The organism is Pseudoalteromonas sp. BSi20429, assembly GCF_000238895.1.
Classification (GTDB): domain Bacteria; phylum Pseudomonadota; class Gammaproteobacteria; order Enterobacterales; family Alteromonadaceae; genus Pseudoalteromonas; species Pseudoalteromonas arctica.
The window spans coordinates 1-13659 of record NZ_BADV01000092.1 but is presented as its reverse complement, the minus strand read 5'-3'; the positions used below and the strand labels follow the sequence as shown (position 1 = coordinate 13659).

Sequence of the window (13659 nt, the reverse complement as noted above, 5' to 3'; positions counted from 1 at the left end):
GTTAAAAACTTAAAATCACCATACCAATAAACGATTAACCTACATTGAATAGTCGCTATAAATGGCGGTGTTTTATATTCTAATAACCATGGTTTTTAGGCCGTTATTAAAATTGGAATAAGTGATTAAAAAAGGTAGGTTTAAATTTTTTATTCTATATACTCGCGCCACTTCTTTTGAAGTCGGTTTTTATTAGATTTAACCATTATTTTGCTGAGTTTCAGCCACATTTATCGGAACAAACATGAAAGATAAACTCTTAGCGTTTTGGCAAAGCCATTCAGAAACAATCATCACTTTAGGTTACAAGGTGATTTTAGCGTTGGTGATTTTAGTTGCGAGTGCCTTAATTGCACGCTCGGTTAAAAAAGCGATTAAAAACTCTAAATCGCCATTAAAAAGAGTGGATAGTACGCTGCTTCCTCTTTTATCGAGTATTGCTGGTTATTTAGTTTATATAATTGGTGGGCTATTTATTTTAGATATTTTTGGCGTTAATACGGCAAGCTTAATTGCGCTTATGGGTGCTGCTGGTTTAGCGATTGGTTTAGCCCTTAAAAATACGCTGAGCAATATTGCTGCGGGTATTATGCTGCTAATACTCAGACCTTTTAAAATAGGCGATTTTGTTGATGCCAGTGGCACGCTTGGTACTGTGAGTGAAATAAACCTATTTACCACTATTTTTAAAACCACCGACGGTCTTTATATAGCATCGCCTAACGGCAAAGTGTGGGGTGGCAATATTAAAAACTTTACCCGTAATGGCAAAAGACGAATGGACATAGTGGTGGGTATTTCGTATGCCGACTCTATTGACGTTGGCTTAAATGTACTTAAAGAATTAGCTGCATCAGAGAGCCGATTACTCGCAGAGCCTGCACCTAAAGTAATGGTGACATCAATAGGCGAAAGCGCAGTGAACATTCAATTACGTGCGTGGGCTGTTAATGGTGATTATTGGCAAACCGTGTGGGATTTAAACAAACGCGTTAAAGAAGCCATTGAAGGTGCTGGGCTGAGTATTCCGTTTCCGCAGCGTACGCTGCATATATCTGAGTCTATGGCGTCGGCAATAACTGTTAACAAAGATGCTTAAATATGTATTAACATAAACACAAATAAAAATAGCGAGCCTTGGCTCGCTATTTTTGTATTAGCCGTAGTATTAGCCTTTGTGTTAACTGAGGTATTAACCTTCTAATTGAAAGTCGTACACTGAGCCTAAATTTAGTAGCTGCGTTAGCTCATCAAGTGCTTGGTAGCTTTCAGTTAATAGGGCTGAGTCTGCAAAGTCACTTGCGCCTAATTTGTCGCGGTAGTTACGTTTTGCCCAGTCACACAGTTGTGTGTATTTAGTATCAGTTAAAATAACCTCTGGGTTTACTGCAGCAAGTTCTTGCTCGTTAAGGGCTACACGTAAACGCAAGCAAGCAGGGCCGCCGCCATTTTGCATACTTTGGCGTAAATCAAAAAACTGCACTTGGTTTACTGGGTTATCAGCCATGATCATTTCTTCAATGTAGGCGTTAACCGCGCTGTTGCGTTTACATTCTTGTGGTGCCACTAACAGCATTGAACCATCTTCAAGGCTCACTAACTGGCTATTAAATAAGTAACTACTTACAGCGTCGGTAATGCTTACTTTATCGGTAGGTACTTCAATAATGTAAAATTCTTTATTGCCCACATACGCTTCGCGAATATCTTGCAGTGCCAAAGCTTGGTTTAAAAATGCCTGCTGGTGGCACAGTAATACGTTTGCGTTACCTACTGCAATTACATCGTTATGAAACACACCTTGGTCTATTACGTCTGGATTTTGCTGTAGTAAAATTTGGCTTGAATCTTTTAAGTTATGCAAGCGACAAATTGCTTCTGAGGCTTCGAGTGTTTGCCTTGCAGGAAATTTAGCTGGTTTTGGTAATTGGCTGTTAAACGCGCTGGCACCAAATACAAACATTTCAAGGCCTTGCTCGCCGTGGCTGTCACAAAAACGAGTATGGTTTGCTGCACCTTCGTCGCCAAAAAAGCCTTGGTCTGGCAAATGGGTATGGTGCGCAAAGTATTTGTCGTTATTAAACATCGCTTTTAATAAGCGTGTAGTGGTTGCAGGCTCTAATGAACGATGAAACTTATTATTTAAATTAGCTGAAGTAAAATGTACTTTGCCGTCGGTTGTATCAGGAGATGGCGATACCGTAGCGGCATTGGCTGTCCACATTGCTGACGCTGAATAACACGCGCGTAATAAAATAGGATCTGCTTTAAATGCTTTATGAATTACTTGTGCATCGTTACCGGTAAAGCCTAAGCGGCGCAGTACGTTTAAGTCGGGGCGCGCATGAGGGGCAAATACACCTTGAGTTAGGCCTTTGTCGTGCATGGCTTTCATTTTTTCAAGGCCTTGAAGCACTGCCTCTTGAGGATTTGAAAAGCTTGCTGCGTTATTTAACGAGGCAACATTACCATACGATAAACCAGCGTAGTTGTGAGTAGGGCCAACTAAGCCATCAAAATTAACTTCCAAAGCGTGCATACACGTTCCAACTAAAAATTTTCAATAGGGTGCAACAATACAACGCAATAGGGCTGCTTGCAAAGTTATAAACGCAGTGTTTTTACTAATTTTTTCGAGGTTTTTAAATATGGAGTTTATTACAAGGGAGTTGTTTTTATATTGAATGATTAATTTGAAGTTTAATTAAAATGTACACATAAATTTCATAGTGTGCAAAAGCTTAGCCTAAAGTAGGTTTATACATTTAAGCTTTATGCCAAGCCTTTACACAATACGATGCTACTTAACATAGGCGCGTTCTTTATCAGCGGTAGTGCGGGTATTTGTTGGATCATTAACTTGCCAAACGCTAATGTCTAAACGCCATAAAAGGTAAAGGGTATGGTATAAATTGAACATGGTTTTTCCTTGGTATTTTCACTGAACACATCAGTTTATAGGAAGAAGTATGCCAACATTAACTTGAATATTTTATGAATAGAAATCAGGTGTTTAGTATTTAAGTGTAAATACATACTTAAGGATTAGCACCAAAGAGGTGAAGTATTACTAAAAGATGCACCAACGTGGTGTATTTTTAACAAAAAGCCCTGCAACTATTAGGTCACTTAAATGTGCAAGGCTTTTTTAAAAATGTACTCACTTAAAAAGTAAATTAACGGCCTACTTTTCCTTTTACTAAAGGCTCGAACGACATTACTTTAAACTTACCGTGGCTTTGATTTTTGCCATTATTAAGCACTGGAGAATTATGTAAATCGTCAACGGTAAAGTATATTTTATGATCGGCTCCGTAACTAAAACCATCAGGCCAGCTTAAGCGTTCGTCCTTAAATAATACTTCGTAGTCGCCAGTGGGTTTAACTACGCCAATTGCGCCATTGGTTATGTCGGTTACATATACGTTACCGCCGCCATCAACAATAATACCGTCTGAAATTGGCTTAGTGCCGTAACGCGAAACTTTGTCTTCAAGTGCTTTAGCCGAAAGGCTCTCGTTATTTATATCGCTGGTGGCAATGCGGTAAACCGATGTGCCCGACATAGAGCCAAAGTAAAGCCAGTCTTCGTTAGGATCAAGCGTAATAGGGTTAACACCTAAGCGGGCAGGTTGTCCGCCAAGGCTCATTGTGCGCCCATCAATAACCATATCGATATTTTCGGCTGTGGTGTAATGGCTATTTTGTAATACCCTGCGTGCGACACCTGTTTTAAGGTTAACCGTAATAATAGCGGCTTGGCTGCCTTGTGCTGTGTCGGCAATGTATACAACGCCATGTTTATTATCGATGACTAAATCGTTTAAAAACGAGGTGTCGGTAATGGTCGGTTTAGCCAGATAAATAATTTTGTGCAGTTGCTCTTTGTTTGTATCCCAACCTACTAAGCGTCCAGCATGATCTGGGCCTGAAGTGTCGAGCATCCATAAAACGCCATCGCTTGATACATTTATGCCAAGTACGTCGTAAAAACCTTTACCGTTATTGTACGCGTATGCCCACTCTTCATTAGGGTAGGGCTTAGTTGTACCATCGCTTAAAAGCTCCATAATTTTTTGCTTTTGGCCAAAAAAGCCATGCACAGATAAAAACTTTCTGCCCGATGGGGTAATAGCAATGTTGCCCGGTGGGTGCTGCGCATCAAAAGTGGCTACTGTTTTTAAATCAGCATTTTGATTAGCAGTATTAGCAGTATTAGCAGATACGGCGTTGCTACCTAAAAGTGCCGTGCTACACGCCGCAGCTAATAGTAATTTTTTAATATGAGTCATTTTAAAAACCTTTTAAAACACGTTTATTGTTTAAAAATTAAGAGCCTAATCGGCTAAGTCGTTTACTACTAAATCGAGCAGCTGCATCAACTGTTTCGCTTGTGTTGCATCTACACTATCAAATTTACATAAAATATTTTTAGGAATATCGGCTGCTTTTAACTTAAGTGATTGGCCATGCTGGGTTAGCTGCACTAGGCGTTTGCGTTTGTCGTGCTCATCTTTAATAACAGCCAGTAATGATTTGTCGCTCATTTTTTTGAGTATTTGGGTCATAGCACCGCCATCTATCGCGGTTTTATCAATAAGATCTGCAATAGTTACTTTGTCTTCTTCCCACAGTGCCATCATTACTACGTATTGCGGGTAAGTTAAATTTAGTTCGTTTAAAGGCTCGCGATACGCACGCGCAATGCTGTTAGATGCCATATATAACCGATGGCATAGCTGATTTTTTAACTTTAATTGCTCAAACGGCATAACGTTATCCTTCATTTCAATACATGTTATTTTAATTTGCATGCAAAGTATTTGCAATCTCTAATTACTTGTTCTATTATTTTGCATACAAACTAAATTGATTGATATTTTAAAACTTTGGAGTTCATTATGAATGTATTACAAAACGTAGCTTACACTGCAAAAGCAACTGCAACTGGCGGCCGTGAAGGCGTAGCTAAATCTGATGATGGTCGTTTAGATGTAAATTTATCAACACCTAAAGGTTTAGGCGGAGACGACGGTCAAGGCACTAACCCAGAGCAATTATTTGCCGCAGGTTATGCAGCATGTTTTATTGGTGCACTTAAATTTGTAGCTGGTAGCGAAAAAAATAGATTTACCAAGCGACACGCATATTGACTCACAAGTGTCTATTGGTGCTATTGAAGGCGGTTTTGGTATTGCGGTAAAACTTGCTGTATCACTAGGTGATATGGATAAAGCTGCAGCGCAAACGCTTGTAGATAAAGCACACCAAGTATGTCCTTATTCAAACGCAACACGTGGCAATATTGAAGTAGAGCTTTCAGTTATTTAATAACTAAATAAAGAAAAGTTATAAAAGCACACAACGACAATTAGTCGTTGTGTGCTTTTTTGCGTTTAAGGCATAAATATACGATAAAACGTATATTCACTATTCCATATGTTGTTATTTTGTTTTATTGTGTATGCATAAGCACAGTGAGGACAGTATGGAACAATTCAACCCACTTCAATTTTATAAATGCCTAGCGGACGATACACGTTTAAAAGCAATGCTGCTAATTAGCCACGAAGAAGAGCTGTGTGTATGCGAGCTTGTTGCTGCACTTAAATTAAGCCAACCTAAGGTATCTCGCCATTTAGCACAGTTAAGACAATGCGGATTATTGAGCGACCGTAAACAAAATCAATGGGTGTACTACAGTATTAACAAAGCACTGCCAGAGTGGGCTAAAAATGTATTAACGCAAACGCTTACTGCTAACCCTTCATTTTATCAAAACGATTTAACGCGCTTAAACGCTATGGGTAATCGCCCTGAACGTGCAGCTAGCTGTTGTAACTAACTAATAAATTAACTTATTAAAGGTATTTAATTATGACTATTAAAGTCGGCATTAACGGTTTTGGCCGTATGGGACGTTTAACACTGCGTGCAGCAGTTGATTGGCCAGAAATAGAGTTTATTAAAGTAAATGATGTAGCGGGCGATGCTAAAACACACGCACATTTAATTGAGTTTGACTCAGTACACGGACGCTTAGCGCAGCAGGTTACTAGTGATGATAATAACTTTAGTGTGGGTAAACACACGATTGCAGTTACCAACAACAAAACCATAAATGAAACTAATTGGTCAGATTGCGATGTCGTAATAGAGGCCAGCGGTAAAATGAAAACCACTGAGCTGTTAAATCAATATTTAGCGCAAGGTGTTAAGCGCGTTGTAGTAACGGCTCCTGTGAAAGAAGACGGTATTTTAAATATAGTAATGGGTGTAAACGATGACCTATATAACCCAAGTGAGCATAAAATTGTTACTGCGGCTTCTTGCACAACTAACTGTTTAGCGCCAATAGTAAAAGTACTCCAAGAAAAAGTGGGCATTAAACACGGCTCAATGACCACTATTCACGACATTACTAATACCCAAACTATTATAGATGCACCTCATAAAGATTTACGCCGTGCGCGTTCGTGCGGTACTAGTTTAATTCCTACTACAACCGGTAGTGCAACGGCTATTACGCATATTTTTCCTGAGCTTAAAGGTAAATTAAACGGCCATGCTGTGCGTGTACCACTTACAAATGCATCAATTACTGATTGCGTGTTTGAGCTAGAGCGAGGTGTTACACAAGATGAAGTAAACACTTGGTTTAAAAACGCTGCAAATAACGAGCTAAAAGACATTTTAGGCTACGAAGAAAGACCGCTTGTATCTATAGATTACAAAACAGATCCACGTAGTTGCACCATAGATGCGCTTTCAACTATGGTAATTAACAACACTCAGCTTAAATTATACGCTTGGTATGACAATGAGTGGGGTTATGCAAACCGTACCGCTGAGCTAATGCTTAAAGTTGCACAAAGTGATTTGGCTTAATCTCGTTTAAAAAGGTTTAACGCTATGCTTGCGCAGTTAGCTAATTTACCAAGCTCTATAAAACAATATTTAATAATTACCGGTAATTACTGGGCATTTACCCTTACTGATGGCGCACTAAGGATGCTGGTGGTGCTGTATTTTCATCAGTTGGGTTATGGTGCATTTGCAATAGCCATGTTGTTTTTGTTTTATGAAATTTTTGGCGTAATCACCAATTTAGTAGGTGGATGGCTTGGGGCATATTTAGGGTTAAACAAAACCATGAATGTAGGGCTTGGGCTACAGCTTGTAGCTTTGGCCATGCTTTGCGTGCCTGGAGATTGGCTAACCGTTGCCTATGTTATGGCAGCGCAAGCACTGAGTGGCATAGCTAAAGACTTAAATAAAATGAGCGCAAAAAGCGCCATTAAGTATTTAGTACCACAAGACGATGCAGGGCAAAGCCAATTATATAAATGGATTGCCATACTTACAGGCTCTAAAAATGCATTAAAAGGAGTGGGCTTTTTTTTAGGTGGCTTGCTACTTACCGTATTTGGTTTTGTGGGGGCATTAATTAGCCTAATTGCTTTACTTAGTGTTGCGTGGGTTATTAGTTTAATTTTTTTAAAAGGCGATATTGGTAAAGCTAAAAACAAACCTAAGTTTAAAGAATTATTTTCTAAATCGCGGGCAATCAACTTACTTAGTGCAGCGCGTTTATGCTTGTTTGCGGCGCGCGATGTATGGTTTGTGGTTGCATTGCCGGTTTACTTAGCCGCTCAGTTTAATTGGGATCACTGGTGGGTAAGCGGCTTTATGGCTTTGTGGGTAATTGCTTATGGATTGGTGCAGTCGCAAGCACCGCGTATAACAGGGCAAAGTGATTCAAACTCACATTCAGTCAAAAAAGCGTATTGGTGGGTTGCTCTATTAAGTGGCGTAACTGGCATTTTAGCGTTGTTGATCCAATTTGATGTAGCGGTACATTTTACGCTTGTAATCGGCTTACTTATTTTTGGTGGTGTATTTGCTGTAAATTCATCGCTGCATAGTTACTTAATAGTAAGTTTTGCTAAAAACGATGGGGTGTCGCTCGACGTTGGCTTTTATTATATGGCCAATGCGATAGGGCGTTTGCTTGGTACGGTGCTTTCTGGCTGGGTTTTTCAAGTATATGGGCTTAGTGCGTGTTTATGGGTAAGTGTATGTTTATTAATTGCAGCTTCAATTACAACGGCACGTTTGGCTAAACTTTAAAAAACTCAACGTATTGTATTAAATTCAATTTGTTTAACGATATTCATAGCTTCATTGATTAGATCTACTAAACTGTATCAGTAGTTTTAATTTAAAGGGTGTGATGAATGCGAGAAATATCGTTAGCAAAAAAGTTACTCTGGCTAAGTGTCGGTAGTATATTTATAACTGTACTAGTGCTATCAGGCATTTTGTGGTGGCAGTTATCATCAAGTAATAAGCAGTTAGCGACCAAATCCGAAGAGTACATTATTGTAGAAGTAGAAGAAAAGCTTAATGCTCATGCGGCTGGATACGGAGAAAAAATTGCTGGCTTTATTAATGAAGCTTACCGTGTTCCTTATTCATTAGCGGCACTACTCGGCGATGCAGCAAAACAAAACACTTTAGACCGAGATACAGTTGTCAGTATAAATAAAGCGGTTTTAGAACAAAACACTCTCTTATCATCTATTTATTCTCAATTTGAACCAAACGCTTTTGATGGGCAAGATTCTCAATATCAACAAGGGTATAAGCATTCAGTAGATAGTGCTGGTACGTTAGAGGTATATATAACTCGCGATCAAAAAGGCGTAATTGAACAACAAAAAGTAGCGAATGCCGCCGATAAATACATAACAACGCTAAATGAGTTTGGTATTCGCGAAGCGCAGTGGTATTTGTGCGCAAAAGACACACTTAAGCCTTGTATTATGGAACCGTATTTATACGAAATCCCATCGGGCGATTCGGTAATGCTAACTTCGTTAACCGTGCCTATTTTAAAGTCAGGCCAGTTTATTGGTTTAGCAGGCGTTGATTTAACTCTACCAACCTTTCAAGTAATGACTGAGCAGCTTTCTAACCAGCTTTACAATGGTCAAGCTAAAGTAACCTTATTAAGTGATTTAGGTTTAGTTGTAGGCAGCAGTCATTATAAATCTAAATTAGGGCGCCCAATTAAAGAGGCTGTTAGTTCTACTATATTTAATGATATTGAAAAGTCTAAAGGGCAAAGCGGTATTTTTAAAACAAATAGTGAATATTTAGTAAATTATCCAATTGATATAAAACTAGCAAACACTCAGTGGTCATTAATCATAGAAGTACCTACAGACCTAGCACTTGCAGGGCCTGAAGCGCTAGAAAAAAATATGCAAGAAACAGCAGCATCACTCGGATTTATTATTTTAATTACAGGCTTAATAATTGCTGTGGTTGCTTTTGTTATTATGAAATTAGTAATTGCAGGTGTAATAGCGCCGCTACAACAAATTCAACAGCGGGTTGATAACCTCGCAAGTTCTGAGGGTGATTTAACGCATACATTGCATGTTGATAGCCACGCAGAACTTATTGCATTAGCTGGTGGGTTCAATCGATTTTTAGCAAAACTACGTGATTTAATTTCTGAACTAAAAGCGGTGTCTGAGCAAACTAAACAGCAAGGCGAAATAGCACAACACATCGCTATTGATACTAAGCATAATGTTCAATCTCAATTTCAAGAAATTGAAAGTGTGGTAACGGCTATGAACGAAATGAGCGCAACAGCACTCGAAGTCGCCAGAGCATCAGAGCAATCAGCCCAACAAGCCGATGAAATAAATAGCTTGGTAGTAAGTAGTGAGTCGAGCTTATCGTCAGCGATGACACAAGTTAAAACGATGTCTGAAGAAATTAAAGAAGCTAACCAAGCAGTTGAAAAAGTCGCTTCGCGTAGTAAAGACATTACGCAAATATTAGATGTAATTCGTACTATTTCAGAACAAACAAACTTACTTGCACTTAACGCAGCCATTGAAGCTGCGCGCGCTGGTGAGCATGGGCGAGGCTTTGCCGTTGTTGCTGATGAAGTACGTGCACTTGCTTCTAAAACGCGTTCATCAACAGATGACATAAGCCAGTTAATTGATAGTTTATTATCTGAAGTAGGTAATGCATCTACCGTTATTGAAAAAGGCGTAGTACGTGCACAAAATGCCGTTGATGAAACATCAGTAGCTTTTGATGCTCTGCACAGTGTTGTCGTTAAAGTTGATGAAATAACCAATCAAATTACACATATTGCCACCGCTGCTGAAGAGCAAAGCTTAGTGACTGAAGAAATAAACCGTAATTTAACGCTTATATCTGATGCCGCATCGCAGCTTGCTGACTTATCTACACAAGCAGGGGATAGCAGCGAAGCGCTTAATGCACTTGTTGCCCAGCAAGATAATGAGCTAAATAAGCTTAAAACGTAACTTATAAATTAAGTTTTAAGCACAAAAAAATGGCCAGTTAATACTGGCCATTTTTATTTAGTAAAATAAGTATAACTTGTTGAGAATGCTCGATAACTGCTATTTATAACTTTTTAATCAACATAAACATTTGGTTGATCATTGGCTCAGCAAATTGATCTACATTAGGACGATTAAAATAACCGCGTAAACCTGTAAATTGCACCTGAAAAAAGCGCGCATATTCAACAGCGGTTAACGTATTACTTAACTCACCTTTGTTTATTGCTTGTGTAAACAACTGCGTTAAATAAGCTTCAAATTGAGCTGTTAAATCTAAGCTTAACTCGTATAGGTTTGAGTCTTTTTCTGCAAACTCGCTGTTTGCTTTAACCAGCATACAAATAGCACTTGGGCTGCAATCTTTTGTTTTAATTACCACGTTTTCAACAAATGCACGTAACCCACCAAGTACTGTATCTGCACTTGATAGAAACCCCTCTATTTGGGTTTTCATTTGTACTGTGTAATCTTTCAGCGATTCGCAGTATAGCCCTTCTTTAGAGCCAAACGCAGAGTAAATACTACCCGGGCGCATATTAACGGCTTCTTGTAAGTCACGCGTTGAGGTTGCATGAAAACCTTTTTGCCAAAATAGCTGGCTTGCAACGCGAACTACATTATCGCGTTCAAATTTAACCTTATTAGCCATATCATTCTCAATCAATTTGAACATTTGCTCAATTTTAACTTGAACAGTCGCTCAAAATCAAATACTATGTGTCTCGAAGTTACTTAAAACTATTAATTATTAGGAGCTAACCATGGCCGAATTTACTTTATACACTCAAGAAAACGCACCAGAAGAAGCAAAACCGTTACTAGCTGATTCAGTAGCAGCATTTGGTATGCTTCCTAACTTACATGCAGTAATGGCTGAAGCACCAACATTACTTAAAGGTTACCAAGTACTGCATGAGCTGTTTCAAAAAACATCATTCAATGCAGAAGAGCTAACAGTAGTATGGCAATCAATTAACGTTGAGCACGCATGTCATTACTGTGTTCCTGCTCACAGTGGTATTGCAGCGGCAATGAAAGTTGATCAAGGTGTTGTTGATGCACTTGTAAACAAAACACCACTTGAAAACCCTAAGCTAGAAACTCTTCGTGAAACTACACTCGCAATGACACGTGAACGTGGCGTGATCAGCGATGAGCAAATCGAAAAATTCTTTGCAGCAGGTTACGGTAAGCAACAACTACTTGAAATTATTGTAGGCTTGTCTCAAAAAGTAATGAGCAACTACACTAATCACCTTGCTGATACACCAGTAGACGCTGCATTTAAAAAATACGTAAAATAAATACGATTTTATAAATGACAAAAGGCAGCCTAGGCTGCCTTTTTTGTGCTTATAAATCGCGGCTATTTAAATTTAACCGTTTTTGTACTGCGTGTATAACTTCTGCTTTCGGGCTTAGTCCACTCACCCTTTTTAAGGTAAGAGGTCGATACAATAAACTTATCGTCTTTTAAATCACTAGTAGATTTTACCTTAGTCACTCCCTCTTTACTGCCTGTTACTTCCTCATAGGCTACAAATTGAGTAGGGCTTAATACCGTTATTGTGCCTTTAGTGTAAAATCCTGCCGTAGTGAAATAATAAAATACGAGTGACTTCCTTTTGCTATCATAAAAAATCATCGACTCACCGCCATACTCACCCTCGTTAATCGAGTGCATGGTACGAATAGCTTTACCGTTTAAAGCGCGTTCCCAACGGCCAACATCTTGTATTTTTTTAGCGCCTTCTGGTACTTTAAAGTCTGCTTGCCACGTTCCTAAGTAAGGTTTAAACACTTCTAGCTCTTTATCAAGGTTACTGGCATTTTCATTAGCAAAGCTACTAAATGTGCATAAACATAATGCGAAGAATAGCGATTTAAAATATGTCATAATTTGGCTCTCGTTGTTAGGCTCTTATAAGCCCAGTATAGGTGATAATTAATTGATAAAGAAAATATTAATCACATTCTCATTGCTTTATTTAGCTGCCATTTGGTTAGCTTACCCGCTGCAATACTTACCTGTTTATATACCAATATATGTACCTGGTTATATAAGTGTATTAAGTGCTATAACTTTTTTAATGTACGCGTGGGATAAGCGACAAGCTAAGCGTTCTTCACATACAAAAGTAAACCGCACGCCAGAGCGTACACTGCAACTACTTGCATTATTTGGAGGATGGCCGGGGGCATTACTTGCTCAACAATTACTTCGTCATAAATCGCAAAAGCGACGTTTTATTATTGTGTTGTGGTTATGTATTTTAATTAATGTTGGTAGTTATTTCGCAGTAGGATATTTGTGGCTTTATGAAGGATTTAATATGCCTTAGGCCAGTTATTAAATTAACCAGGCTAAGGCATATAAACTAAAACGTACTGAGAAGCTTACTGAGCCGATTGGCTTGCTTCCATAGTATCGAGTTCAACAGTTAGTATTGTTTTTTTATCAACTGAAACCCATTTTCTGTAAGTAAGGTATCCTGCTTTGCTTACTTCAATATCGTATTTACCTTCTTTAAGCTCAATACCAGCTTTGTAAACAGGGTTGATATTCATAATACGAACGCGAGCATCAGCAGGGTTAGTAATAACTGTTAATGAAATTGGTGCAGCTACTTCGTTAATCTCTGCAATAGGTTCTAAAACTACTTGCTCAGTTTCTTGGGCTGGAGGAGGTGTAGAACAACCGCTTAATAACAGTAAACCCAAAAGTGCGCTTAATTTTTTCATAGGTACTCCGTAAAATTATTTTAAATAATAAATGTTAAATGTCACGAAATATCATGGAGGAGTATTAATAAGTTGGGGTACCTAACTCGTCTTCCTTGACTTTCGTTTGTTTAAAAAACAAATTGGCGTACAGTTTAATATGTATCCAGCTCAGGTTCAATTATTGTTATTAATTTATAAAGTTTTAAATAAATTTAACGCTATGCTTATGCTGCTCATTTAAAGTAATAAAGTGGCTTCATCGCTATTATCGCGTTCAAAGTTTAAGTTGAACTGACCTTGACGAGTGATAGTAAAAATAGCGCGCTGCCAGTCTTCCACTTCATTTTTAATTGCGTGGTCAAATAACGTTTTAAACAACGCTGTTATATTTTCAGATACAGCAATTGCATGCTGTGTATCATCATCTGTTTTTATAAAGTGGGCCTTGCACTCAATCACATTATTATTATCGCAATCTAAAATAAGCTGTGCTTCAAGCCACGGCCTTTTTATTTGCAGATAAAGGTACTGACCG

General features: G+C 38.6%; 14 protein-coding genes and 1 pseudogene. 8 read left to right on the top strand and 7 right to left on the bottom strand.

The window, feature by feature from the left end:
* Positions 1 to 244: 244 nt before the first annotated feature.
* The gene (locus tag P20429_RS02965; RefSeq protein ID WP_007586226.1) at positions 245 to 1099 is read left to right on the top strand and encodes a mechanosensitive ion channel family protein; all 855 of its coding nucleotides are present in this window, start codon (positions 245 to 247) and stop codon (positions 1097 to 1099) included.
* Positions 1100 to 1192: 93 nt separating this feature from the next.
* Here P20429_RS02965 and astB read toward each other — a convergent pair whose 3' ends face one another.
* From astB to P20429_RS02980, 3 genes are all read right to left on the bottom strand, one after another.
* Positions 1193 to 2539, bottom strand: a complete 1347-nt coding sequence (gene astB, locus P20429_RS02970; RefSeq protein WP_004334492.1) for an N-succinylarginine dihydrolase — start codon at positions 2537 to 2539, stop codon at positions 1193 to 1195.
* Between the two features lie 637 nt (positions 2540 to 3176).
* Positions 3177 to 4292: an L-dopachrome tautomerase-related protein gene (locus P20429_RS02975; RefSeq protein WP_007586222.1), complete on the bottom strand. Its 1116-nt coding sequence runs from the start codon at positions 4290 to 4292 to the stop codon at positions 3177 to 3179.
* Positions 4293 to 4337: 45 nt separating this feature from the next.
* Positions 4338 to 4772, bottom strand: coding sequence for a MarR family winged helix-turn-helix transcriptional regulator (locus P20429_RS02980; protein ID WP_007586220.1), 435 nt, complete (start codon positions 4770 to 4772; stop codon positions 4338 to 4340).
* 129 nt (positions 4773 to 4901) lie between these two features.
* Here P20429_RS02980 and P20429_RS19900 point away from each other — a divergent pair.
* The 5 genes and pseudogenes from P20429_RS19900 to P20429_RS03000 all read left to right on the top strand — a co-directional run bounded on the left by P20429_RS19900 (position 4902) and on the right by P20429_RS03000 (position 10358).
* A pseudogene (locus tag P20429_RS19900) lies at positions 4902 to 5331 on the top strand (organic hydroperoxide resistance protein).
* A gap of 157 nt (positions 5332 to 5488) precedes the next feature.
* The gene (locus P20429_RS02985) at positions 5489 to 5845 is read left to right on the top strand and encodes a metalloregulator ArsR/SmtB family transcription factor (RefSeq protein WP_007586217.1); all 357 of its coding nucleotides are present in this window, start codon (positions 5489 to 5491) and stop codon (positions 5843 to 5845) included.
* Positions 5846 to 5877: 32 nt separating this feature from the next.
* A complete protein-coding gene (locus P20429_RS02990; protein ID WP_007586216.1) occupies positions 5878 to 6888 on the top strand; it encodes an ArsJ-associated glyceraldehyde-3-phosphate dehydrogenase in 1011 nt (336 codons plus the stop codon).
* A 24-nt stretch (positions 6889 to 6912) separates the two neighbouring features.
* The gene (gene arsJ, locus P20429_RS02995) at positions 6913 to 8130 is read left to right on the top strand and encodes an organoarsenical effux MFS transporter ArsJ (protein ID WP_007586215.1); all 1218 of its coding nucleotides are present in this window, start codon (positions 6913 to 6915) and stop codon (positions 8128 to 8130) included.
* 107 nt (positions 8131 to 8237) lie between these two features.
* Complete coding sequence (locus P20429_RS03000; protein ID WP_007586214.1) at positions 8238 to 10358, top strand: methyl-accepting chemotaxis protein; 2121 nt, start codon at positions 8238 to 8240, stop codon at positions 10356 to 10358.
* 103 nt (positions 10359 to 10461) lie between these two features.
* Here P20429_RS03000 and P20429_RS03005 read toward each other — a convergent pair whose 3' ends face one another.
* Positions 10462 to 11049 carry a TetR/AcrR family transcriptional regulator gene (locus tag P20429_RS03005; RefSeq protein ID WP_024591536.1) on the bottom strand — a complete coding sequence of 196 codons (588 nt, stop codon included), beginning with the start codon at positions 11047 to 11049 and terminating at the stop codon, positions 10462 to 10464.
* Positions 11050 to 11161: 112 nt separating this feature from the next.
* Between P20429_RS03005 and P20429_RS03010 the strand changes: the two genes are divergently transcribed.
* Complete coding sequence (locus tag P20429_RS03010; protein ID WP_007586212.1) at positions 11162 to 11704, top strand: carboxymuconolactone decarboxylase family protein; 543 nt, start codon at positions 11162 to 11164, stop codon at positions 11702 to 11704.
* 62 nt (positions 11705 to 11766) lie between these two features.
* On the opposite strand, the gene P20429_RS03015 is transcribed toward P20429_RS03010, so the two are convergent.
* Positions 11767 to 12297, bottom strand: coding sequence for a hypothetical protein (locus tag P20429_RS03015; protein WP_007586208.1), 531 nt, complete (start codon positions 12295 to 12297; stop codon positions 11767 to 11769).
* 52 nt (positions 12298 to 12349) lie between these two features.
* Between P20429_RS03015 and P20429_RS03020 the strand changes: the two genes are divergently transcribed.
* A complete protein-coding gene (locus P20429_RS03020) occupies positions 12350 to 12742 on the top strand; it encodes a DUF1294 domain-containing protein (protein WP_007586205.1) in 393 nt (130 codons plus the stop codon).
* Positions 12743 to 12797: 55 nt separating this feature from the next.
* Here the strand turns inward: P20429_RS03020 and P20429_RS03025 are convergent, their stop codons facing one another.
* Both P20429_RS03025 and P20429_RS19895 read right to left on the bottom strand, forming a co-directional pair.
* Positions 12798 to 13142: a PEGA domain-containing protein gene (locus P20429_RS03025; RefSeq protein WP_007586203.1), complete on the bottom strand. Its 345-nt coding sequence runs from the start codon at positions 13140 to 13142 to the stop codon at positions 12798 to 12800.
* A gap of 219 nt (positions 13143 to 13361) precedes the next feature.
* Positions 13362 to 13659 (bottom strand): DUF600 family protein (locus P20429_RS19895; RefSeq protein ID WP_033027111.1); only part of this gene is annotated, 298 nt, incomplete at its 5' end.

Coding starts and splice junctions, on each gene's coding strand:
- P20429_RS03025 (WP_007586203.1), bottom strand. CDS start 13,142: ATGAAAAAATTAAGCGCACTTTTGGGTTTACTGTTATTAAGCGGTTGT.
- astB (WP_004334492.1), bottom strand. CDS start 2,539: ATGCACGCTTTGGAAGTTAATTTTGATGGCTTAGTTGGCCCTACTCAC.
- P20429_RS02990 (WP_007586216.1), top strand. CDS start 5,878: ATGACTATTAAAGTCGGCATTAACGGTTTTGGCCGTATGGGACGTTTA.
- P20429_RS02975 (WP_007586222.1), bottom strand. CDS start 4,292: ATGACTCATATTAAAAAATTACTATTAGCTGCGGCGTGTAGCACGGCA.
- P20429_RS03015 (WP_007586208.1), bottom strand. CDS start 12,297: ATGACATATTTTAAATCGCTATTCTTCGCATTATGTTTATGCACATTT.
- P20429_RS02980 (WP_007586220.1), bottom strand. CDS start 4,772: ATGCCGTTTGAGCAATTAAAGTTAAAAAATCAGCTATGCCATCGGTTA.
- P20429_RS02985 (WP_007586217.1), top strand. CDS start 5,489: ATGGAACAATTCAACCCACTTCAATTTTATAAATGCCTAGCGGACGAT.
- arsJ (WP_007586215.1), top strand. CDS start 6,913: ATGCTTGCGCAGTTAGCTAATTTACCAAGCTCTATAAAACAATATTTA.
- P20429_RS03010 (WP_007586212.1), top strand. CDS start 11,162: ATGGCCGAATTTACTTTATACACTCAAGAAAACGCACCAGAAGAAGCA.
- P20429_RS03000 (WP_007586214.1), top strand. CDS start 8,238: ATGCGAGAAATATCGTTAGCAAAAAAGTTACTCTGGCTAAGTGTCGGT.
- P20429_RS02965 (WP_007586226.1), top strand. CDS start 245: ATGAAAGATAAACTCTTAGCGTTTTGGCAAAGCCATTCAGAAACAATC.
- P20429_RS03005 (WP_024591536.1), bottom strand. CDS start 11,049: ATGGCTAATAAGGTTAAATTTGAACGCGATAATGTAGTTCGCGTTGCA.